Origin of the sequence: Gulosibacter chungangensis (genome assembly GCF_008831155.1) — a bacterium.
In the GTDB taxonomy this organism is placed as follows: domain Bacteria; phylum Actinomycetota; class Actinomycetes; order Actinomycetales; family Microbacteriaceae; genus Gulosibacter; species Gulosibacter chungangensis.
The window spans coordinates 70,598-92,653 of sequence record NZ_WBKB01000010.1 but is presented as its reverse complement, the minus strand read 5'-3'; the positions used below and the strand labels follow the sequence as shown (position 1 = coordinate 92,653).

16 protein-coding genes are annotated in these 22,056 nt (G+C 63.9%); 13 read left to right on the top strand and 3 right to left on the bottom strand.

Going from position 1 to position 22,056, the window contains the following annotated elements; all coding sequences use genetic code 11:
• Positions 1–9 precede the first annotated feature (9 nt).
• From F8O05_RS13340 to F8O05_RS13330, 3 genes are all read left to right on the top strand, one after another.
• Positions 10–1,398: a glutamyl-tRNA reductase gene (locus tag F8O05_RS13340; protein ID WP_158053245.1), complete on the top strand. Its 1,389-nt coding sequence runs from the start codon at positions 10–12 to the stop codon at positions 1,396–1,398.
• 204 nt (positions 1,399–1,602) lie between these two features.
• Entirely contained in the window at positions 1,603–2,745 is a 1,143-nt protein-coding gene (locus F8O05_RS13335; protein ID WP_225735918.1) for an MFS transporter, read from the top strand.
• Positions 2,746–2,784: 39 nt separating this feature from the next.
• On the top strand, positions 2,785–3,693 hold the full coding sequence (locus tag F8O05_RS13330; protein ID WP_158053244.1) for a diacylglycerol/lipid kinase family protein: 909 nt from the start codon (positions 2,785–2,787) through the stop codon (positions 3,691–3,693).
• Between the two features lie 47 nt (positions 3,694–3,740).
• Here F8O05_RS13330 and F8O05_RS13325 read toward each other — a convergent pair whose 3' ends face one another.
• A complete protein-coding gene (locus tag F8O05_RS13325) occupies positions 3,741–4,712 on the bottom strand; it encodes an HpcH/HpaI aldolase/citrate lyase family protein (RefSeq protein WP_158053243.1) in 972 nt (323 codons plus the stop codon).
• A gap of 352 nt (positions 4,713–5,064) precedes the next feature.
• Between F8O05_RS13325 and F8O05_RS13320 the strand changes: the two genes are divergently transcribed.
• The 3 genes from F8O05_RS13320 to F8O05_RS13310 all read left to right on the top strand — a co-directional run bounded on the left by F8O05_RS13320 (position 5,065) and on the right by F8O05_RS13310 (position 8,095).
• Complete coding sequence (locus F8O05_RS13320; protein ID WP_158053242.1) at positions 5,065–6,516, top strand: MFS transporter; 1,452 nt, start codon at positions 5,065–5,067, stop codon at positions 6,514–6,516.
• Positions 6,517–6,631: 115 nt separating this feature from the next.
• Entirely contained in the window at positions 6,632–7,573 is a 942-nt protein-coding gene (locus tag F8O05_RS13315; protein ID WP_158053241.1) for a LysR substrate-binding domain-containing protein, read from the top strand.
• 75 nt (positions 7,574–7,648) lie between these two features.
• The gene (locus F8O05_RS13310; protein WP_225735917.1) at positions 7,649–8,095 is read left to right on the top strand and encodes a flavodoxin domain-containing protein; all 447 of its coding nucleotides are present in this window, start codon (positions 7,649–7,651) and stop codon (positions 8,093–8,095) included.
• Between the two features lie 227 nt (positions 8,096–8,322).
• Here the strand turns inward: F8O05_RS13310 and F8O05_RS13305 are convergent, their stop codons facing one another.
• Both F8O05_RS13305 and hpaH read right to left on the bottom strand, forming a co-directional pair.
• The gene (locus F8O05_RS13305) at positions 8,323–9,141 is read right to left on the bottom strand and encodes an aldolase/citrate lyase family protein (protein WP_404811377.1); all 819 of its coding nucleotides are present in this window, start codon (positions 9,139–9,141) and stop codon (positions 8,323–8,325) included.
• Entirely contained in the window at positions 9,132–9,917 is a 786-nt protein-coding gene (gene hpaH / locus F8O05_RS13300; RefSeq protein ID WP_158053240.1) for a 2-oxo-hept-4-ene-1,7-dioate hydratase, read from the bottom strand. Before hpaH ends, F8O05_RS13305 begins: the two co-directional genes overlap by 10 nt.
• 163 nt (positions 9,918–10,080) lie before the next feature.
• Between hpaH and F8O05_RS13295 the strand changes: the two genes are divergently transcribed.
• From F8O05_RS13295 to F8O05_RS13265, 7 genes are all read left to right on the top strand, one after another.
• Complete coding sequence (locus F8O05_RS13295) at positions 10,081–10,857, top strand: DeoR/GlpR family DNA-binding transcription regulator (RefSeq protein ID WP_192497192.1); 777 nt, start codon at positions 10,081–10,083, stop codon at positions 10,855–10,857.
• Positions 10,854–11,843, top strand: a complete 990-nt coding sequence (locus F8O05_RS13290; RefSeq protein WP_158053238.1) for a 1-phosphofructokinase family hexose kinase — start codon at positions 10,854–10,856, stop codon at positions 11,841–11,843. Before F8O05_RS13295 ends, F8O05_RS13290 begins: the two co-directional genes overlap by 4 nt.
• Positions 11,844–11,896: 53 nt before the next feature.
• Entirely contained in the window at positions 11,897–13,951 is a 2,055-nt protein-coding gene (locus F8O05_RS13285) for a PTS fructose transporter subunit IIABC (protein ID WP_158053237.1), read from the top strand.
• Between the two features lie 290 nt (positions 13,952–14,241).
• Complete coding sequence (locus tag F8O05_RS13280; protein ID WP_158053236.1) at positions 14,242–16,287, top strand: ATP-binding cassette domain-containing protein; 2,046 nt, start codon at positions 14,242–14,244, stop codon at positions 16,285–16,287.
• Positions 16,284–18,014, top strand: coding sequence for an amino acid ABC transporter ATP-binding/permease protein (locus F8O05_RS13275; protein WP_158053235.1), 1,731 nt, complete (start codon positions 16,284–16,286; stop codon positions 18,012–18,014). Before F8O05_RS13280 ends, F8O05_RS13275 begins: the two co-directional genes overlap by 4 nt.
• Before the next feature lie 23 nt (positions 18,015–18,037).
• A complete protein-coding gene (locus F8O05_RS13270; RefSeq protein ID WP_158053234.1) occupies positions 18,038–19,102 on the top strand; it encodes an enoyl-CoA hydratase/isomerase family protein in 1,065 nt (354 codons plus the stop codon).
• A gap of 135 nt (positions 19,103–19,237) precedes the next feature.
• Positions 19,238–22,051 carry a helix-turn-helix transcriptional regulator gene (locus F8O05_RS13265; RefSeq protein ID WP_158053233.1) on the top strand — a complete coding sequence of 938 codons (2,814 nt, stop codon included), beginning with the start codon at positions 19,238–19,240 and terminating at the stop codon, positions 22,049–22,051.
• Positions 22,052–22,056: the final 5 nt, after the last annotated feature.

The window sequence follows — 22,056 nt, the reverse complement described above, 5'->3', positions numbered from 1 at the left end:
TGGGGCATCATGCTGGTCTGTGTAAGCGCCAATCACCGCTCGGCAGGGTTCACCCTCCTGGAGCGGTTTAGTTCTGTGTCCGTCACCTCCCTCGAAGAGCTCATTCGCGAGTCTGCCGAGGTCGTAGGTGGCGTTGTGCTTTCTACCTGCAACCGATTCGAGGTGTATCTCGACATCGAAGGGCCGCAGCAGCTTGCCGCGTTTATTCCCGCGCTCGCGGGGCGGCTCGGGATGCGCGAGACCGAGCTTCGTGAGCACGTTAGCCTGATTGACGACCCGGATGTTCCGCACCACCTGTTCTCGGTGTCGAGCGGTCTCGAGTCGGTCGCGCTGGGTGAAGAGGAGATCGCCGGCCAAGTGAATCGCGCGCTCGAGCAGGCTCGGGATGCACAACTCACCACGCGCGATCTGGAACGACTTTTCCAGTCGGCATCGAATGCATCCAAGGGCGTTAAAGCGCACGCACAGTTGTCCACGCAGGGCCGTTCGCTCGTGAGTCTGGCGCTGGATCTTGCCGGTTCTCAGGTGCTCGATTGGGAGCGCGCGAATGTGGTGCTGATCGGGACCGGCGCCTACGCGGGAGCTTCGCTGAAGTCGCTGCAGGATCGCGGCGTCGGCACGGTGGGAGTGTACTCGCCTTCGGGCCGGAAGCACACCCTCGGCGAGCGCTATGCCGTTCGTGAGATTGAGCACGGGCGCCTCCCCGAGTGGCTTTCGAGCGCCGATCTGGTGATCACTTGCACGAACACCGAAACCTATGTCCTCGACTTCGACCAGGTGCGCAACGCACGGGTAGCTCCCGGTGCGAGTGAGAATCTGCTGATCGTCGATATGGGCATGCCCCGCAACGTGGACCCACTGGTCGCGAAGCTTGATTCGGTGGACCTGCTCGACATTGAGACGGTTCGTCAGCACGCACCGCTGGAAGATCTCGGCTCGACTGAACTCGCACGCTGCATCGTGGCTCGCGCCGCGGTGAAGTTCGAGCAGGAGCGTCGCGAACAGGAGTCGGCGAAGGCCCTCGCGCAGTACCGTTCGGTGGTGCAGGAGCGGGTTGCGGAACAGATCGAGAAGACCGGCGCCGAAGACAAGGTTGCCGAATCGATGCGCCGCCTCGGGAATGCGCTGCTGCACCCGACCACGATGCGTATTAAAGAACTGACTCGTGAAGGTCGCACCGATGAGGTCATCGCCGCACTGAACCTTTTGTATGGGGATGCAACGGTGAAGGTTCCGGCTCCGGCTCCCGTTGAAGCGTCGGTGGCGGATGAAATGCCGGTGCGTCGGTGCCCCTTCGCCGGGCTCCAGGCTGCTGCCGCGCGCGGCTCGAAGAAGCTCGCGCTGGACCCCTGCGCGCAGAGCTGCATGACGCCGAGCAGCTGCCCGGTTGTCCACTAGGCCGTAGCAACCGCGCTTCGATACGGCTTCGCCTACTCAGCGACCGCGCTTCGATACGTTCGCTACGCTCACTACTCAGCGACCGACCATAAGTCGATCCCCGAGTAGAGCCGTAGGCTCGTATCGAGGGGCCCAAAACGGCTGTTCCCCGAGTAGGGCCGTAGGCCCGTATCGAGGGGCCAAGAACAAAGGAGCAACACCCCGGTGAACGGATCCGTATTTCGTGCCCCGGGGATGCCCGCGCTCCTCATCCTGACCGCCTTTTGCTTCACCGGCTACGCATCCCTGCTCGCTGTTGCGCCACTCTGGGCAGTGGCGGGCGGTGCAGGCGTTGCCGGTGCCGGATTCGTCAACGGCGTACTGCTGTTATCGACCATCCTCACGCAGATATGCGTCAAGCAAATCCTCACCCGCTTCGGATGGCGACTCACCCTCATTGGTGGAGCCCTACTCATGGGACTACCCACGGGCGGCTTCGTACTCAGCAACGACCTCTGGGCGGTGCTACTCATCTCAGTGCTGCGCGGTATCGGATTCGGAATCATCACCGTGACCGGCACGCTGCTGGTCGCGCAACTCGTCGCTCCGGAACGTCGCGGTCAGGCAGTCGGCGCCTACGGATTAGCCGTCGCGGTACCGCAGGTGCTGTTCACCGCGATGGGCCCTTGGCTTGCCGAGGAAGTGGCCTTCGAAGTCGTCTTCGTGATCGGAATGCTGCCGATCCTCGCGGTCTGGCCAGCCTGGCTGCTCGCGAAACGCGGCCAAACGCATCCAAAATCTTCGACACCGGCGCCGTACGCACAGCTGATGCGTCCGATGCTGATTCTGCTTGCCCTCACACTCTGTGGCGGCGCGCTGCTAACCTTCATGCCGCAAATGGTGACGCCTTCGGCACTGAGCATGACCGCACTGCTGTTGTTGACACTGACCGCTGCGGCCACGCGTTGGCAGGCGGGCTGGCTGGCAGACAAGTTTGGGGCGAAACGGTTTGTCTGGCCGAGCATCTTCATCACCACGATCGGGATGCTGCTGGTCGGCTTGGCGGTCCGCGACCCGGCCAATACGCATGTCTGGCTACTGCTAACTGGGGCGGTCGTCGTGGGCATTAGCTACGGCGGGCTGCAGAACTTAACCCTCACCGTGGCGCTGCAGTCGGTGAAGCCACAGCACTACGGCTCGGCAAGTACGGTCTGGAACGTCGGCTTCGATGCGGGGACGGCATCCGGATCGGTACTCATCGGTGCGATTGCTGCGGGAACATCCTTCCCGGTGGCGATGTATGTCGCCGCGGGAATTTCACTACTGACGCTGCCGCTGGGTATTTGGCGCGCTGCGCAGGAACAGTAGTAGTGCTCCCGGAACTACTTCCGGGGTAATACTTAACCCATGCGTGCCCAGCGAATTGTGTATGCCCTCAACCCGAATTCCGGGCAGGGTCTGCGCGGCGATGACGCCATATTCGCGGAAGGCGTCGAACTCGCAACGGGGGAGACCTTCACTCAACTGCACCAAGCTACCGAACATTCACTCGCCAACGGCGCGGATGTGCTGATCGTGCAGGGTGGCGACGGTATGGCATCCATGGGTGCCGAGCTCGCGGCAAAGCATGGGATCCCGCTCGGCGTGGTCCCGACCGGTACAGGCAATGACTTCGCTCGCTCGGTTGGGATCCCGCGCGGCAAGCCTGGGGAACTGCGCACGCGGCTCATTTCGAGCCTCAAGGATGGCACCGCAAAATTCCGTACCGTGGATCTCCTGCGGCTCGAGGTTGACGGTGTGAAGCGAGTGGCGGTCAACTCGGTGAACATCGGCTTTGACGCTCTCGTCAACGAGCGCGCCAATGAAAAGCGGCACTTACGTGGCACCGCGCGCTACCTTGTCGCGCTCGTGCAGTCGGTACGAGATTTTCGTTCGGATGCATTCAGCTACGCGATCGACGGCGGCCAGCCGCAGTCGCTGGATGCGGAGGTCGTCACCGTGACGAATGGCCGTACGGTCGGCGGTGGCATTCCGCTTGTGCCGGATGCGCGGCCCGATGATGGCAAGCTCGACGTAATTGTGGTGTCGGGATTGAACCGTCTGGGGCTTTCCCTGCTTTTTCCCTCGGCGCTCGTGGGATTGCATCGCTTCCTGCCACCGGTGAAATTGCTGACGGGTACGACGGCGCGTATTGATGTGCCCGCGGGCGTGCCTATCTATGCGGATGGCGAGTGCATTCGGTCGTCGGATGCGAAAGCGGGGTCGACCGTGGAAATCACGATCGACCCCGGCGCACTTCGACTTGTGCGTGCTTAGCTGGCCCCTCGATACGCGCTTCGCGCTACTCGGGGAACGACAAGAGGCTATACACCCAATATGCGGCGTGCACGCAAGATGACCGGACGGTCCACCATCTGGCCATCAACCTGGCCGAGGCCGTCTTCGACAGCCAGCACGCGGCGTGCCCAGTCGACCTCTTCTTCGGTCGGAGCGAAGACCTCGGCGACGATCGGCACCTGGCGGGGATGGATGCACAGCTTGCCGGTGCAGCCATTGCGCTTGACATGCTCGGTGTCGGCGCGGACGAGGTCATCGTCTTTGAACTCTGCCGAAGGAGTGTCGAGTGGACCTTGCATTCCCGCCAGAGCACTGGCCACCACGAGCTGCGCGCGCACATAGTCCATCGTCGCGCCGCGCGGCTCGCAACCGAGCTCCACCGCCATGTCAATGGCGCCGAGCGCGAGCCTGGACACGCGAGGATGCGCAGCCAGGGCGGGCGCATTCGCGAGGCCTGCGGGGGACTCCACCAGCGGCACGATCGAAACACCGGTTGCGGAAGCAGCATCCAAAATCGCAGCAACCTGGTCGAGTTCTACCACCGTTTCGGCTTTCGCGACCATGATCGCATCCAGCCAGGAAACGTGGGCAGATTCGGTCAGCAGCGAGGCAAGCCACTCGAGGTCGTCTCTGCCGTCCGCAGAAGCCGGAGGGCTAAAGCGAACTGCGAGCTTCCGGACGGCAACTTCGCGGACTCCCGCGATCACGTTCGTACCGTCGCCCGTCGGCTGCTTGGGTTCGGCTGCAACAGCAGTCTCCAAACCGAACTCGGCCGGGGCATCGAATACTTCCGAAAGCATCTGCCGCGCCTGTGCCTTAGCGTCCGGTGCCACAGCATCCTCAAGGTCGACAATCACGGCGTCGGCACCCGCGTCGAAGGCCTTGGCGATTCGCTCGGGCCGCGTTGCCGGCACGAAGAGGGCGGTGCGGGCGAGGTCGATGCGCGCGGCAGCGGCATTCAGAATATCGGTCGCGTCATTGCTTGCGGTTTGGCTCATTGTCACAGTGTCCCATGCTCCTAATTGCGGGATGCATTGGCACGGTACCGACGCATCCCGCAGTGGTCGTCGTTGGTTTTGCTTAGATCCCGCCGCGCTGAATCAGCTGCTGGGTGACCTTTATCTCCACCCCGGAGGCGAACAGCTGGGTCTTACTGGCGTTGGCGACCGCACATCCATCTTTTCCTCGTGGAACATCCCCAAATAAATAACTGAATCAAAGGTCAGTTATTCGGAAAACCTGCGGAAGATTCCCGGTCAATCCCGTTTGGTGAATCGTATATGACCTGCCTACGCTAAACGCCGACCGTGGGGCAGACCTCGCGGCATCTCGTTAGACAAGGGAGTCTTCGTGACGAACACTGCAACAGCAGAAGACCGCCGGGTCGCGGCAGAACGCCGCCGCATCGTCGGCGCAGTCGTTGTCGGCACCACCGTCGAGTGGTACGACTTCTTCGTGTACGCGACCATGGCTGGTCTCGTACTTGCACCACTGTTCTTTGAGCCTGCAACCCAGGGCAATGAGGGATTCGCAACAATCCTCTCGTTCCTCACTGTGGGTATCTCGTTCCTCTTCCGACCGCTCGGCGCGTTCCTTGCCGGTCACTTCGGTGACAAGATTGGCCGCAAGCCGATGCTCGTGATCACGCTGCTGCTCATGGGCGCGGCCACCTTCCTCATCGGCATGCTGCCGACCTACAGCGGCACCGAGGGCGACTGGTTCGGTGGGCTCGGCATCGCAGCCCCGGTTCTGCTGCTCTTCCTGCGCGTGCTGCAGGGCATCTCCGCCGGTGGTGAGTGGGGCGGCGCCGTGCTGATGGCGACCGAACACTCGGCAACGAAGACCCGCGGCCGGATGGGCATGTTTCCGCAGCTCGGTGTGCCCTTCGGGATGCTGCTGGCCTCGGGCATGATTGCTGCGGTGACCGCACTGACCGGTGACAACTTCACGGTCTGGGGCTGGCGCATCCCGTTCCTCTTCTCGATCATCCTCGTCGTGATCGGCTTCATCGTGCGTCACGCCGTGGAAGAATCGCCCGTCTACAAGGAGATCGAGGAGCGTCAGCAGCAGGCTTCCGCACCGATCGCAACCCTCTTCCGCAAGCACGGCCTCAGCGTGATTCTGCTTGCGGCGCTGTTTATCGGAAACAACGCTGCCGGCTACATGACCACCGGTGGCTACATGCAGAACTACGCCACCAAGACCCTCGGGATGGACGTCACCTTCGTGATGCTCTCGGTGCTCGCGGCCGCCGCAGTCTGGGCCATCTTTACCTTCATCTCGGGCTTCATCACCGACAAGATCGGCCGTAAGAAGAGCTTCTTCCTCGGCTACAGCCTGCAGATGATCACCGTCTGGGTGCTCTTCGCGATGGCGAACACCGGTGAGCCCGCGATGCTCTTCCTGGGCCTGGTGATCTTCGCGATCCCGCTCGGTCTGACCTACGGACCCATCGCTGTGTGGTACGTAGAGACCTTCCCTGCTTCGGTGCGCTTCTCGGGTGTCTCGATCGGCTATGCCCTCGGCGCCATCCTCGGCGGCGCGTTCGCGCCGACCATTGCCACCTGGCTGATGCAGACCTTCAACAACGTCTACGCGATTTCGACGTACCTCTTCATCGCGACGGTTATCTCGCTGATCGCCGCAGCACTGCTCAAAGATCGCACCGGCATCCCGCTGACGCACTCCTTCGAGGAGAGCGGCAAGTTCGACACCTGGAAGCCGGGCGACCCCACCAAGGAAGAGTACGAAGCTCTTGGTGACACCGTGACGGACGCGAACTGGGTGCCCGCCGAGCGTTAGCCGTATCGCAATAGCGACTCATCGCATCCACCGCCAGAGCGCGGCTGTAGTATCCCCGGCTGCAGCCGCGCTCTTGCGCGTCGGGCAGCGCCTGTCCGCAAACTAGGATGGCCGCATGACCGACCTTCCCCATTTGCCGCCAATTCCGAGCCCCGACATCACGCTGCGTCAGCTCGAGTGCTTCGTTGCGGTGGCGGAAGACAGCACGATTACCGGGGCCGCGGCGCGCATCCATTCTTCCGGCTCGGCGGTGTCGGATGCGGTGACTGCCTTGGAGCGCGCCCTCGGGGTTCCGGTGATGGTTCGTCGTCGTTCGCAGGGCATCACGTTGACCTCGACCGGCAGGTCGCTGCTTCCGCTGGCTCGTGAAGTGCTCGCTGGAGCTCACGAACTCGAACTTGTGGCCCGCGGGGATGAGGGGCGCGTCGCCCCGGTGCGAATCGGCTCGTTCCATACGATCGCGCCCACCTTTGTGCCGCCAATCATTCGCCGTTTCATGGCCCGTCACCCGGAAGCTGAAATTAGCTATATCGTCGGCGAACAGGATGTGCTGGCGCAGCAACTCAAAAGCGGTGACCTCGACATCGCCATCGTGTATGAGCTCGACTTCCCCCTGGAGTTCGAGCGGGTGCGGTTGGTGCGCTCGCTGCCGGTCGTGCTCCTTCCGGAAAGTCATCGCTTTGCCAACCGGGCGAGTGTTCAACTGCAGGAGCTGGGTAATGAGCCCTTCGTGCTCAATGACATTGCGCCAAGCCGGCAGTATGCGCTCGATATCCTCAACGACGCTGGCGTGCATCCACCCCACGTGCATGCGAGTGCGAATTACGATCTTTGCCGCTCGCTCGTCGGGGAGGGGATCGGATGGACGATCCTCATGGATCGACGCTTCTCGCCTTCGACCTGGTCGGGCAAAACGCTCGTGGAAATCCCCATTGAACCGGCCCCGCAGCCGCTCGGGATCGTCGCCGCATCCCGTGCGGAAGCGCATCCACCCCGGGTCGCCGATCTGATTCAGGTTGCGAAGGAAGCGAGCCAGGAGCTCATGGGCACTGTGTAGAAAATTGCACTGGAATCTCTGTACATCAATAGCCTTTTTGTCTACACTCGTTGCCAAGACCAAAAGGAGTCAACGATGACGATGAGGATCTTCTACGGAACCGAAAGCGGCAACTCGGAAATGGTTGCCAGTGACATTGCCGATGAGTATGGCCTCGAAGCTGAGGACCTCACCGAGCTCGACGCGGATGTCTTTGAGGCGGGCACGCTCTACCTGATCGTGTGCGCGACGCACGGCGAAGGTGAGCTGCCGGAGGGTGTGGACGAGTTTGCGGATGCGCTTCGTGACTCGAGCCCGGACCTCACCGGGGTGCGCTACGCCATGTTCGGTTTGGGAGACAGTACCTACCCTGACTACAGCAAGGGCAGTGAAGTGCTTGATGCGCTGCTCGCCGAGCTCGGTGCCGAGCGCGTGGGGGAATACGGTCGTCATGATGCAGCGGGCGGTAGCGACTGCTCCGAAGTTGGCCTGAGCTGGGCAGAAATGGTGGTCGAGCAACATGCTTTAGTGCCGGTGGGGTAGAGCGGACCCCATAGCGGCGCCGGTTTCGGTAATGCATCCTCTCCGAGTACCCCCGGAGGGCGAGCGGCCACGCTCTGCGTGAAGTGGCCGACCGTCCTTCGGGGGTATTTCGTGCGCACTGGTCACGGGGCCCGAACGCGAAATACCACCCGAAGTGCAGTTGACCACGATCAGGAGCATGGTCAACTGCACTTCGGGTGGTATTCGGGCAGAATACGTGCGGGTAGCTAGTAGCTAGCGCGCTCCTGACCCGCGCTTGCCGCGCCGGTGCGCTCCTCGATGAACTTCGTCGCGAGGGCCTCGGAGCCGCGGGCGAGCATCGCCACATCCGCGCCGACGAGGATGAAGTCAATCCCCTCGTCGAGGTACTGCGAGGCAAGCTTCGGGTCGAAGGCGTTCACGCCAACCGGCTTCCCTACCGCACGTCCCGCCTCGAGCGCGCGCTTCACGCCGGCCACCACATCCGGGTGACCCTGCTGACCAATCAGGCCCATCGAGGCGGCGAGGTCGGAGGGGCCAACGAAGAGCGCATCCACACCGTCAACCGCGGCGATCCCGGCAACATTCTCAACCGCCTCAGCGGTCTCGATCTGCACGGTGACGGAGACATACTTCGAGGCGTCAGTCAGGTAGTTCTCCACGCGATTCCAGCGCGCACCGCGCGCGAGCGCCGAACCGACACCGCGAACGCCGCGAGGCGGGTAATGCGCCGCGGCAACCGCAGCCTCGGCCTGCTCGGCGTTATTCACCATGGGGATGAGCAGGTTCTGCACGCCGAGATCGAGGTACTGCTTAATGGTCACCGTGTCATTGAACGGCGCGCGCACCACCGGGGTGATCGGGTAGGTGGCAATGACCTGTAGCTGCTGCTGGATCGACTCCAGTGACAGCGGTGCGTGCTCGCCGTCGATGAGGAGCCAATCCAGGCCTGACCCAGCGCCAATTTCGGCGTTGACGGTCGACCCGGTGCACAGCCACATGCCGACCTGGCCGCGGTCGGCGGCGGCGAGACGCTGGGCGAAAGTGTCGGGGAGGTTTAGACGAATCGGCACGAAATGGTTCCCATCTTTCCGTAGTCGCACAGCACAGTGTCGCCCTTCTCAACCCACATCGGGCGGGTGAAGGAACCGGCGAGGATGATTTCGCCCGCTTCCAGGCGCGAGCCGTGGTGGTGGAATTTATTGGCGAGCCAGGCCACACCGGTGCCGGGGTGGTTCAGCACTGCCGCGGCAACACCCGACTCTTCAATGGTCTCGTTCTTGTAGAGCAGAGCCGAGACCCAGCGCAGGTCGATCTCATCGGGGCGCATCGGGATGCCGCCGAGAACCATGCCGCCGTAGGCTGCGTTATCCGAGATGGTGTCGACAATGGTGCGACCCTCCATCTCAATGTGGGAGTTGAGGATTTCCAGTGCCGGTGTCACGTATTCGGTGGCGCGCAGCACGTCGAAGAGTGTGCAGTTCGGGCCCTCGAGGGGCTCCTTGAGCACGAACGCGAGCTCTACCTCGATGCGGACGTTCGAGAACTTATCGTGCTCGATGATCGAGCCGTTCTCGTAGACGGTGTCGTCGAACATTACGCCGTAGTCCGGCTCGGAGATGCCGGTGGCCTGCTGCATCGCCTTTGAGGTCAAGCCAATCTTCCGGCCGACCAGGCGGCGGCCAGCGGCAATTTCGCGGTCGCGCCACTTGCCTTGAATCGCGTAGGAGTCTTCGATCTCGGCGTGCGGGTAGCGAGCGGTGATGCGCGGGATGAGTTCGCGCGTCTTCTCAGCTTCGGCCAGTTCGGCAGCGATCGAGTCGATCTCATGTTGTTCAAGCATGACTCCCATTATTGTCCACTGATGTACAGCGATTCCCGTTGCAGATTGACCGTCAGTGCAGAGCTCGCGCCGGGGAAGTTGGATTTGTGTGAGAATGTGGGAATTATTGCTTGTAATTCCACAAAAGCCACAGCAGAATGGATTGCGAGACGAAGGAGTCCGGATGAGTGCAGAAGCCAGAAGGCGCCACATCCTCGAAGAACTCACGAGCACTGGTCGGGTGCGCGTGGCCAAGCTCGCGAGTGCCCTTGACGTCGCCGACGAGACGGTGCGGCGGGATCTAGTCGCGCTCGAGCAGGATGGCGAACTCGTGCGCGTACACGGGGGAGCGGTGACCGCGCTGGGGCCGCGTACCTACGAGACCCAGTTGGAGGAGCGCATCCAGCAGCACGAGCAGGCAAAGCTTGCGATCGCCGAGCGGGCCTACGAACTACTGCCTGCCGCCGGGGGTGCGGTGCTGATCGATGCTGGGTCCACGGCCCTGGCGCTCGCGGCAGTGCTCGCGAAGAAGGCGGCGACGGCAAAGTTCAGCATTGTCACGAATTCGGTCGCGGCGGTGTCGATCTTCTCGGAGCGGCCCGATCTTTCGGTGTACCTGATCGGCGGTCCCGTCCGCGCGATCACACAGTCGGTGGTTCCCTTTGACGCCGCCTCGCAGCTCGACCAGATTCGGGTCGATGTTGCGTTTCTTGGCACCAATGGATGCTCGACCGGGCATGGTTTTTCAACGCCCGGACCTGACGAGGCGGCGATCAAGCGCGCGTTCATTGCCAGCGCCAGACAGCGCTATGTCCTCGTCGACGAAACCAAGTTCGGTGCCGAATTCACCCACCGCTTTGCGGGGCTTGAAGAAGTGGACGGCATCGTGACGGATGCCGCTCCCGATCAGCGGCTCCTTCGCGCGCTGCGCGAAGCGGGCACGGAGGTGTTGTTCACATGATCATCACGGTTACACCGAACCCGAGCATCGACCGCACAGTGATGCTCGACCGACCACTTGAACGAGGCGGGGTGCACCGCCTCTCGCCTCCGGTGGATGCAGCGGGCGGCAAGGGCGTGAATGTCGCTCGGGTGCTGCGGCGCGCTGGCGTCGACCCGCTCGTGATCCTGCCGGCCCCCGAAGGTAGCAAGCTGGTGCGCACCATCGAAGCCGAAGGGATGCGCGTGGCACGCACCCCGTCTTCGGAAGTACGCACGAACCTCACCCTCACCGAAATCGACGGCACCACCACCAAACTCAATGAGCCCGGGCCAGAACTCTCACCGGAAGAACTGCGCGAACTTGAGCAGCTCATTGCCGCCCGAACCGAGGTCGCCACAAGCGGTCCTCGTCGCGGCTGGGTCGTGCTTGCCGGGTCACTCCCGCGCGGGGTAGCGCCGGACTGGTATTTGCGGATGACCGCCCGACTGCGGTTGCGCGGGGTCCGCGTGGCCGTGGATACCTCCGACGAACCCATTCGTGCGTTCGCCGAGGCGGAAGTGCTGCCGGACCTCCTCAAACCCAATGGCGCGGAACTCGCAATGCTCACTGGTAACGCCACCGGCACCGGGCGACAGCTCGAAGCTGCCGCCGAAGCGGGTGATTTCGAACCGGTGCTCGCGGCCGCGAAGGGTCTGCACCGGCGGGGATGTGGCGCGGTACTCGTGACGCTCGGCGCCGCGGGCGCACTCCTCTATACCGACGACCAAGCCTGGGTCGCGAGCCCGCCGCCGATTACCCCGCGCAGCACGGTCGGAGCCGGAGACTCGAGCCTCGCAGGCTACCTCCTCGGGGTACTCGCCGATAAGTCACCCGCCGATCGACTTCGTCTGGCCGTCGCATCCGGCTCGGCCGCCGCATCCCTGCCGGGTACCGGCGTGCCAAGCCCCGATCAATTCGACCTCGAACACACGCAAGTGCGATCGCTCCGATCGTGCATCGCCTAGACCCCCGCTGCACCTAGACCCCGCTGTACCCGACGCCCGCGAAAGGACACCTAATGTCGGACCAACAACCAGCCCTCATTACCTCGGAACTCGTCGTCCTCGACACTGATCTCGGCGCATCGAAGCGCGAGGTCATCACCGCCCTCGCCGGGCGCGTTGCCGAAGCTGGCCGCGCTGATGCTGAGGGGCTCGCGCGCGATGCCTGGGCCCGCGAGGAACAGGGCGTCACCGGGATGGGGAACCGCATCGCCATTCCGCACTGCCGCTCGGCCGCGGTCACTGCCGCGACGCTCGGCTTCGCGCGCCTGCCGGAGCCGGTCGATTTCGGAGCGCCGGACGGGCCTGCCGATTTGATCTTCATGATCGCCGCCCCCGAAGGTGGCAATGACGAGCACCTGCAGATTCTGTCGCGGCTCGCGGGCAGCCTTATGCGCGAGGAATTCCTCAACTCGCTGCGCGAAGCCGCGACCCCGGAAGATGTCGTGGGGATCGTCGAGGGCGTCGTGTCGGCGAATGAAGCCGCGCGGGACTCGAAGGCTGGTGCTGGTGCTGGTGCTGGTGCTGGTGCTGGCGCGGCCGCTGCGAGTGCCGCTGCCGATGCAGGTACCGACGGCGCAGATGCAGCCAAAAAGAAAGTGCGCATCGTCGCCTTTACCGCCTGCCCAACCGGCATCGCGCACACCTTCATGGCTGCCGACGGGCTCGTGCAGGCCGCGGAGAAGCGGGATGATGTGGAACTCCTCGTCGAACCGCAGGGCTCCGCGGGCTATGAACCGCTGGCCGAGGCCGATGTGAAAGACGCGGATGCGGTGATCATTGCGGCCGATATCGACATTCGTGGCAAGGAACGACTCGTTGGCAAGCCCGGTGTCGAGGTGCCGGTGAAGCGCGCGGTCTCACAGGCGGATGCGCTCATCGACGATGCGCTCGCGGCACTCAACTCACCGAACGGGCACCGTATTAAAGGGAGCGCCGGAGGTGAGCAATCGGCTCGCGATGAGGGACAGGTCGGCTGGGGCAAGCGCATCCAGCAGGCGCTGATGACTGGTGTCTCATACATGATCCCGTTCGTCGCCGCGGGCGGTCTGATGATCGCGCTGGCGTTCCTCCTCGGTGGGTACGAGATCACGAATGTTGCCGGCGATATCCTCACCAATAACTCGCTCACGAATCTGCCCGAGGGCGGGTTCATCGTCTACCTCGCCGCAATCTTCGCCTCGGTCGGTGGCGTCGCGCTCGGTTTCCTCGTGCCAGCACTTTCGGCGTATATCGCCTACGCGCTCGCGGGTCGACCCGGCATCGCGCCCGGCTTTGTCGGCGGCGCGATCGCGGTTGCGGTGGGCGCGGGCTTCATCGGTGGTCTTGTCACCGGTCTATTCGCGGGCGTCGTCGCCATGTGGATCGCCAGCTGGAAGACCCCGCGTTGGCTCGCTGGGCTCATGCCGGTGGTGATCATTCCGCTGCTGACCACCGCGGTCACGGCGCTGCTCATGTATCTGCTGCTTGGGCGACCGCTGGCGCTGCTGATGGAGGGCCTCACCAACTGGCTGAACGGGCTCAGCGGCGGGTCGAGCATCCTGCTTGGCGTGATTCTCGGGCTGATGATGTGCTTCGACCTCGGTGGTCCAGTGAATAAGGCTGCTTACCTGTTCGCGACCGCTGGCCTGTCGGTCGGGACGGATGCGGCGATGATGGTCATGAGCGCGGTGATGGTTGCGGGGATGGTTCCGCCGCTCGCCCTCGCGCTGGCCTCCGCGGTGCGCCCGAAGATGTTCACCCAGGAAGAGCGCAAGAACGGTCAGGCCGCATGGCTGCTCGGAGCCGCCTTCATTTCGGAAGGTGCGATTCCCTTCGCCGCTGCCGACCCGTTCCGCGTGATTCCCTCGATGATGCTCGGCGGTGCTGTTGCCGGTGGGCTGTCGATGGCGTTCGGCACCACGCTGCGCGCCCCGCACGGCGGTATCTTCGTGTTCTTCGCGATCGACCCGATCTGGGGCTTCCTGATTGCGCTCGTCGCGGGCATGGTCGTCGCCGCGATCGCAGTACTGCTCCTCAAGCAGTTCGCGCGAAAGCGGGACTCGGCGGCGGCTGCAGTAGTCGCTGCCTAGCATCCGCGACAGCTGCTGCTGCCGCCTAGTCGCTATCGCTGCCGCCGCTTACAGGCTGCCTCTGTTGGCTGTCTCGGAATACCACCGAGAATGCAGTTAGCCACCGAGATTGCGGGCCCATGATTCCCGAATACCACCGAGAATCTAGTCGGCCACTTTCAGGAAAGTAGTCGACTAGATTTTCGGTGGTATCTCAGGAGCGCGGCGGCGTGGCGGCGTGGCGGTGAGGGTGACCAGAGCGCAATAGCTCTAGCAGCTGCGCGCAGGCGGGCGCGGCTAAACTTGCAGCAATGTGGATTCGTGAGGCGCTGGTAGATTCGCCGCGTGGAGCCTGGTTCGCCATCGCCCTGGGTTGGGCGCGCACAGTGCTGCTCGCGCTGGCCGCGGTCGGCATCGGCGCGACCTTGGATGCATGGCTCACCTCGGAAGCCTGGCTCGCCCCAGCCTTGCTGACGGTGGCCGCAGCGATAATCGGTTCACTTGCGGGGCTCGCGGCTGAAACCCTGCCGGGTCGTCTCCAAGGTGAAGAAGAAATATCTTGGCGACAGCGAGTGCTGCGACGCGCGATTCTTGGCGGCAGCGGCAGCGGCAGCGGCGGCAAGGCGCCAACGTCCAGCGGTCACGAGCTCCGGGCAGAGCCTGCGGGTCACCCGGACCATTCGAAGTCTGCTAGCCAAGCGGGCCACGCTAAGCCCGGCGGGCGCGGAGGCCATGCGAAACCCGGCGGCCACGGCCACGGTCACGGCCACGGCCAGCCGGCCAGCGCATCCGGCGAAGGTGCCCTCGTCGATGCCGCGACCACCGGCGTCGAAAAAACCGCGAACTACCGCGCGAGCTTCCTCGGGCCGACCCTCGCATCCTTCACCGCGCCGCTGTTCGTGCTGGTGGTCTGGGCCGTCTTTATCGACCTCGTCAGCGCGATCATTTTGACCGTCTTTGTGGCGCTCGTGCCGGTCGTGATCGTGTACGTGGGCAAGTGGTTGCGCAAACCGAATCACGAATACCGGCGCAAGGAAACGGCCGCCGCGGATCAGTATCTCGAAATGCTCGAGGGCATCGGGACCATGAAAGTGCTCGGCGCCGCGCCGGCCGCCCGAGACCGCTTTGCCGAGGCAGCGCGAGCCGCGATGCGCGAACTCGGCACGCTCTTGGGCCGGAACCAGCTGATGATCATCGTGAACGACGGCGTCTTCGGGCTCCTCATGAGTGGGGCCGCGGTCATCCTCGTGCTCGCAGGCCTGGCCGGCGGCAGCCTCAGCGCGGGTGCCGCGTTTGCCGCGCTGCTGCTGACGGTGCTCCTCTATGAACCGATTGACCGTGTGGGGCGAACCTTTTACGTGGGCATCGCGGGCCGCACTCGCCGTGACCAGCTTGAAACACTCGTGGCGGACACTCGTGTAGAGCCCGATGCTCCAACCACTGATCGCCAGCCACCCAATCAGCCGGTCGACATCGAGTTGCGAAACCTCTCGGTCACGATTCGCGGCAACCGGATCCTGCGCGAGGTGAACCTGCGCATCCCCGCCGGTGCGCGCGTCGCACTCGTGGGCCCATCCGGCGCGGGAAAAACCACGCTGATGCGCGCCATCGCGGGACTGACCGGCAGCCAAACCGGCGCCACCGTCGAGGGCGAAATTCTCGTGAACGGGAAGCCGGCAAGCTCGGCTGAATTGCGTAGCCTCGTGACGAGCGTCGCGCAGCAGCCGGGCATCCTCTCCACCACGGTGGCCGACAACCTGCGACTCGTAGCGGATGACGCGAGCGAGGACGACCTGAGCGAGGCACTCGTGCGTGCTCACTTGCTCGAGGAAGTACAGGCGATGCCCGGCAAGCTGGACGCGCAGGTCGGCGATCGAGGCACCTTCCTATCGGGTGGTCAACGACGCCGAGTCGCAATCGCGAGAGCCTTCCTTCGGGAACGTCCAGTGCTGCTGCTCGACGAACCTACCGCCGATCTCGATCGCCGCACCGAAGCGCTCGTGCGCGAAAGCCTCGCCGAAATCACCGCGGGCAGGACGGTCCTGCAAATCGCGCACCGGCTCGACACCACGCTCGACGTCGACCTTGTTGCGGTGGTCAGTCATGGGCGGGTGATCGCAACCGGCACACCGGACGAGCTTCGCGCCAAGGACGGCTACTACGCGACCGCGCTTGCCCAAGACGCCCCGCAGGGCACCGCAAAAGAGGTACCGCTGCGCAGGTCTGAAGATGCCCCGCAAAGCGCAGCGCAAGACGCCCCGCAAAGCGCAGCGCAAGACGCACCGCAGAACACAAGCAGACAGACAACGGAGGGTACGGCCCAAGACAGCCCTCAAGACGAGGAAGGCGACCGATGAAGCACATCCTCTGGCTCCTCGCCTTCGCCCGCCCGGCCACCAAACGCCTCAGCCTCTCGGTGCTCGCGCGGTTGGTCGGGCACATCCTCGGCGCGGCCCAGTTCGCACTTCCCGCCTGGGCGATCGGGATGTTCGCGACCGGTGCTGCAGCAGGCGCCGGCTTTGTGGTGCTGATCGCGGCGATTTTCGTGGTCATCACGGCCGCAAAAGCGGGGCTGCGTTATATCGAACAGCTTTATGGCCACCTCGCCGCGTTCAGCTTGATGGGAGAGATGCGAGTGTGGCTGATCGACCGGCTGATTCCGCAGGCACCCGCCGTGACCGACGGCGCCGGTGCAGCGCGCATCCAATCCACGGCAGTACGCGACGTCGACCGGGTTGAGGTCTTTTTTGCCCACACGATCGCCCCCGCGATCACCGCGGTGCTGATTCCGATTGGGGCGTTCGTTACCGCGCGAATCATGGCCGGGCCGCTGCCCGCACTCGTACTCGCACTGGTGCTGCTGGTCGGCATTATCGTGCCGATCACGGGAGTAAAACGCGGTGCCGAATCGGCCCGCCAGGTCGCCCATTTACGGTCCGACACCGCGCAGTTCGTGGCCGACTCGGTACGACTGCGAGAAGAAATCATCGCCGCCGAAGCGGTGGCGGCACGGCTCGAGCGGGCACGGCAAGCCGACCGGCAGCTCGCGACGGCCCTCCTCACACTCGGCCGTCGCGCCGGCATCCGCAGCGGCGTGAACTCGCTCCGCATCTGGGTCGGCACGCTGCTGGTACTCCTGACCGCGCTCGCAAGCGGCGCAAACCTCCCGGGAGGCTTAGCCGCGGCCGCACTCGTGGCCGGCACCGCAGCATCCCTCGACACCGTCGAACGGCTCGCGGGGTCCCTCCCCGCGGGGCTCGAAGCCACCCGCCGCATCCGCGAACTGGCGTCCGGCAAACCGGTGGTGACCGAGCCCGAATCCTCGCGTGAGCCGGATCGGCTCACTGCGGCCCGCGTCTCGGTACCGGCGCTCGCGGTTGACAACGTCAGCTTCACCTACCCGGGGCGCAGCGAACCGGTGATTGACGGCCTCAGCCTCGACGTACCAAGCGGCGCGATGATCGGCATCGCCGGGGCGAGCGGTTCGGGGAAATCCACCCTCGCGCGCCTGCTGCAGCGGCACTTCGACGTGCAAGCCGGCGAGATTCGCGTTGCGGATGTGCCGCTTCCCGCACTCGGCTCGACGGCGGTAGCGCAGCGCGTAATCGTGGCCGATCAGACCCCGTTCCTGCTGGATGCATCCGTGGCCGAAAACTTGCGGCTAGCGGCTCCGGACGCGGAAGATTCGGAACTGCAGATGCTCCTCGATCTCGTCGCGCTCGACCGCGGGCTTACGGATGCGCTGGGTCGCCGTGGCGAACGCCTCAGCGGTGGGCAGCGGCAGCGGCTCGCGCTCGCCCGCACGCTGCTGCGGGGCCGCCGTGCGCCGGGCGGACTAGCCGGATGCGTGCTCGTCCTCGATGAAGCCACGAGCCACCAGGATCCGCTGACCCAAGCGCGACTGATGACCTCGCTGCGCACCCTTGGAATCACCATGGTGGTGATCGCGCACCGCCTCGAGACACTGCGAGAGGCTGACCGCATCCACGTCATGGAACGTGGCCGCATCGTCGAATCCGGCAACTGGCATGAGCTCAGCGCCGGTGACGGGGCCTTTCGGAAACTGCTCGACGCGGGAGCATAGCGGCGCTCACGTATCCTCGTGCCATGAGTGACGACACAGGTACAGCCCAATCCGGTCAGGTCCTCTTCGAACGGCGCGGTCCCGGTGGCCGTCTCGGAGTGATCACGCTCAACCGGCCGCGGCAGCTCAACTCGCTCAGCCACGCGATGATTCGGGAAATCGCGGCCCAGCTTGCCCACTGGGATGCCGACCCAGACATCGCACAGATTCTGCTGATCGGTGCGGGGGAGCGCGGGCTCTGCGCGGGTGGTGACATTATCGAGATCCGCGCCGATGTGCTCGACACCGGCGGGCGCAACGCCGCTTCGTTCTTTGCCGATGAGTATCGCCTGGACGTGGCAACATCCGAGCTCCGCACCCCCTATATTGCGCTCATGGACGGGTACACCTTCGGCGGCGGGGTGGGGCTTTCGGCGCACAGCCGCGGCTACCGCGTGGTCACCGAACGTACCCAAATCGCGATGCCGGAAACCGCGATCGGATTTATTCCGGATGTCGGCGGCACCTGGCTGCTGGGACGGATGCCCGGCGAGACCGGTCTGCACGCGGGCCTCACCGGCGCGCGACTTTCAGCCGGGGACGCGATCGCCACGGGATTTGCCGATCACTTTTTGCCCTCGGAGCGGATCCCGGAATTTGTCTCGCGGCTGGCCGAAGAAGCGGTGGCGGAGCTCCTCGCCGAACTCGCACAACCGGCCCCGGAATCCATCCTCCTGCAAGACCGTGCGTGGCTTGATGAGGTCTATGCCGCGGCGACGGTGCCGGAAATCCTTGCCCGCCTCGAGGAATTCGCGCCCACGCATCCCACCGCTGTCGACGCCGCCAAGTCGATCCGCGCATCCTCACCGACATCGCTTGCGGCGACGCTCGAAATCATTCGCCGAAACCGGCAGGCGCAGCACCTCCGGGAGGCGATCTCGCTCGAGTACCGGGTGGGAATGCAACTGTGCGTGGCGCCCGACTTCCTTGAGGGCGTTCGGGCCCAGGTGATAGACAAGGATCGAAACCCGCAGTGGCAAGCGGTCGATGATGATGCAGTGGCCGGATTATTTGCACCCAGTTCCGGTCCTATGTTGAACTGGGTCTGAAAATTATGCCTACAGTAGGAATTAGGCCTCCGAGCCCTAAACTTGGAGCAAGCGGCGACAAACTCCCTAAACTTGGAGCAAGCGGCGACAAACTGTGACGGCACAGTACTAACAGTCAGTGAGGGTGCAGCGTAAATGCGTGATTTCGTGATTCGTCCCGCGCCGCTGCTCACGCCCGTGCAGATTGCCGAGCGAACGCTTGTCGACGTGCTCGGCCAAACGATGCCGGAACAGGGCACTCTCATCACCTTCCGCGGGATGCCGGGCTCGGGTGTGGATCGTGTCCTGCAGAAGGCGCTTGAGTACGCCCGCGAACACGAATGGTTGGAATACTTCGTTGGGCTGGTGCCCTGGGAACGCGAGGTACCGTACTCGGCGCTCGAACGGGTCTGCCTCAAAATGGAGGGACTGCGGCATCTGCTGCCCGACCTCACACCCGATCACGATCCGATCGATTTGGGGCAGCGAGTGCTGCAAGCTCTCGACGCGCACTTCGAAGCCGATGACCGAGTGCTCTTGATGGTGTTCGATCACCTCGAGCACTGCGATAGCCTCAGCTCGATTGTCTTCCGCTATATCGTCATGCGGGCCACCGCACGCGGCGCGAACTTCGTACTCGGTGACTCACTCGCCCAGCCGGTTGATTTAGGGGACGAATTGCGGCAGGTGGTGTACACCGAACCGCACGCCCACCTGGTGGTGTTACCGGAATTTTCAGCCGCCGAGATCATGACCTATGTGAGTCAGCGGGCCGGCAGCGGGGTCGCACTCCGTGAGGGGGAGCGGGTGCGTCGGCTGACCGGGGGTCGGTATGACGCCATCGTGGCCTACCTCGACAGCATCAGCGATGAGTATCTTGCTGATCTCGCTGATATCCGGGCGCTACCCTCGGTTACCTCGGCTCGGATGCCGGGAACTCCCGAACTGCACCTGGATGAACTTTCCGAAATGACCCGGCTCGCGGCGGAGGTATGCGCGCTGCAACCGGACGGGGTGTCGCTGCAAACCTTGAAACTGGTTGCCAACCGTGCCGGAACCGCATTTTCGATGGAGTCGGCGGTTGATGGCGTCACTGTAGTGACCAATTCACTCACGGGAATGCTGCACCTCTACGACCCGCTCAGCGCCCCGGATATTCTGCAACGCACCGGCTGCGACCGTCTGCGCGTGATCCACGCGGCGTTATCCGACCTCACCTACGGGAACGAGTCGCGCATCCACTCGGTGCTCGCGGCGCAAGAAATCGATGAGCACACGGCCTCGAGAATTATCGAAACTGCCACAGAGCTTGAGGCCGCCGGCGACGCGGTCGAAGCCTTGGAGCTTCTCGATGTGGCGGTGGATCGCGCAAGCGAAAACGCCAGCTCACAGGTTGGTTACCGGCAACTGCTATTGAAGTTCGGTCACGTTTTCTTGCGGCAGGCCTCGCCGCTGCAATTCCAAGAGCGGATCAGCGACTTCGCCAAGTTCGCGGCAAGCGACCTGGAGTTCGGGTTCATCTACACCTGGCTTCGAACCGTGAAGGCGCACGGCCGCACCGATGGGCGGGATGTGCGACTTGAATACTTGGCAGTGCCCCCGCAGGATATCGATCACGAGTTCATGCAGGCCGAAATTGCGCGTCTGGACCTCGTCGCGGCGCTGCAAACTGGTTCGCCTGGCATCCCCGACGCGCTCGCGGCTGTGCGGGCTCGCTATGGTGAGCTCAGCGGCAAACGACCCGAGAACCCCGAGTTGCAGTGGATGCACGCCGAACAGCGGTTGCTGTTCACCGAGTCACTGGCCTTCGCGATTGGCGCGTCTGCCGGGCAAATTACCGATGCGGTGCCGAAGGCGCGCGGACTTGCGGAACGTGCCGCGCAGTTGCCTGACGAGTCTCCCGATGCCGTGGATGCGATGACTTCCGCGTCGCTGGTGCTGGCGGGGCTCGGGCGGTGTGAAGACACCGCCGCTTTTGTTCAGGAAGCCCGGCGACGTGAACCGTATCTCGCGCATTCCACGAATATGGGCGGACAGTTGGATGCGCTCGATCTGCATGTCCGATACGTGCGCGGCGATTTCGGTGGGATGCGGGACTTCCTCGACAGCGCGTTCTACCGGGCCTTCGAAGGCTTCGACATGCCGACGCGCATCACCGTTCCCGCGTTCTACGCGTGGATCCTTGCGGTCAGCGGGCGGCTGGAGGAAGCCGAACGCTACCTCACCGTCGCGAAACAATCGGACCAGTACCACTACCCGGGCTTCGCGGTGGACATGATGCCAGTTGCGGAGGCGCTCATTACGCGATTGCGGCAGGGAGTACCGGAGGCACTTCAGGTGTTGGATGCGGCGGCCGCGGAGCCTCGTTTTGCACGTTCGCTGCGTTTGCGGGTCGCGCGGATCGAACTGCTCGCGCTCCTCGGCCGTGTCGAAGAGGCGACCCAGATCTGGGCTGAAGTTGAAAGTATCCAAGACCGTGTGAATGGCGGCCAGATTCTGGAGCTGGAGTGGTTACGTGGCGTGTTCCAGGTTGCCGGTGGCGACATCGAGGTGGGCATCGAAACCCTCGAGCACAGCGCCGCGGAAGCCGAATCACCGTTCACGATCGGGCGCTGTCACCTCGCGCTCGGTAACGCCTACGCTCAGGTTCGCGGACCGAGAGAGGTTGTCCAAGAACACTTCGAACTTGCAAGAAGAGCCTTCACTAAGATCGGCGCGAAATCCTTTGCCGATCTCGCAGTTGCCCGCCTACAAGAGACGACTTCTGAGAGTCAAGAGCTCGTAGCGGCACTGACTCCCCGTGAGCGACAGGTGGCAACCCTCGCTGCCCGGGGCTGGCGCAATAAGGAAATCGCTCGCGAACTGAATATTGGCGTTGCCACCGTGGCTTTCCATATGTCGAACGCCCTCGAAAAGCTCCGGATCTCGAAACGATCGGAGCTCTCCGCGGTGATTGGGAACGGGCTGTAATCCGC

Excerpts from the sequence above, each read along its gene's own strand:
- F8O05_RS13315 (WP_158053241.1), top strand. The coding sequence starts at position 6,632 with ATGACCGACCTTCCCCATTTGCCGCCAATTCCGAGCCCCGACATCACG.
- F8O05_RS13290 (WP_158053238.1), top strand. The coding sequence starts at position 10,854 with ATGATCATCACGGTTACACCGAACCCGAGCATCGACCGCACAGTGATG.
- hpaH (WP_158053240.1), bottom strand. The coding sequence starts at position 9,917 with ATGCTTGAACAACATGAGATCGACTCGATCGCTGCCGAACTGGCCGAA.
- F8O05_RS13295 (WP_192497192.1), top strand. The coding sequence starts at position 10,081 with ATGAGTGCAGAAGCCAGAAGGCGCCACATCCTCGAAGAACTCACGAGC.
- F8O05_RS13285 (WP_158053237.1), top strand. The coding sequence starts at position 11,897 with ATGTCGGACCAACAACCAGCCCTCATTACCTCGGAACTCGTCGTCCTC.
- F8O05_RS13340 (WP_158053245.1), top strand. The coding sequence starts at position 10 with ATGCTGGTCTGTGTAAGCGCCAATCACCGCTCGGCAGGGTTCACCCTC.
- F8O05_RS13270 (WP_158053234.1), top strand. The coding sequence starts at position 18,038 with ATGAGTGACGACACAGGTACAGCCCAATCCGGTCAGGTCCTCTTCGAA.
- F8O05_RS13280 (WP_158053236.1), top strand. The coding sequence starts at position 14,242 with ATGTGGATTCGTGAGGCGCTGGTAGATTCGCCGCGTGGAGCCTGGTTC.
- F8O05_RS13265 (WP_158053233.1), top strand. The coding sequence starts at position 19,238 with ATGCGTGATTTCGTGATTCGTCCCGCGCCGCTGCTCACGCCCGTGCAG.
- F8O05_RS13325 (WP_158053243.1), bottom strand. The coding sequence starts at position 4,712 with ATGAGCCAAACCGCAAGCAATGACGCGACCGATATTCTGAATGCCGCT.
- F8O05_RS13310 (WP_225735917.1), top strand. The coding sequence starts at position 7,649 with ATGACGATGAGGATCTTCTACGGAACCGAAAGCGGCAACTCGGAAATG.
- F8O05_RS13275 (WP_158053235.1), top strand. The coding sequence starts at position 16,284 with ATGAAGCACATCCTCTGGCTCCTCGCCTTCGCCCGCCCGGCCACCAAA.
- F8O05_RS13330 (WP_158053244.1), top strand. The coding sequence starts at position 2,785 with ATGCGTGCCCAGCGAATTGTGTATGCCCTCAACCCGAATTCCGGGCAG.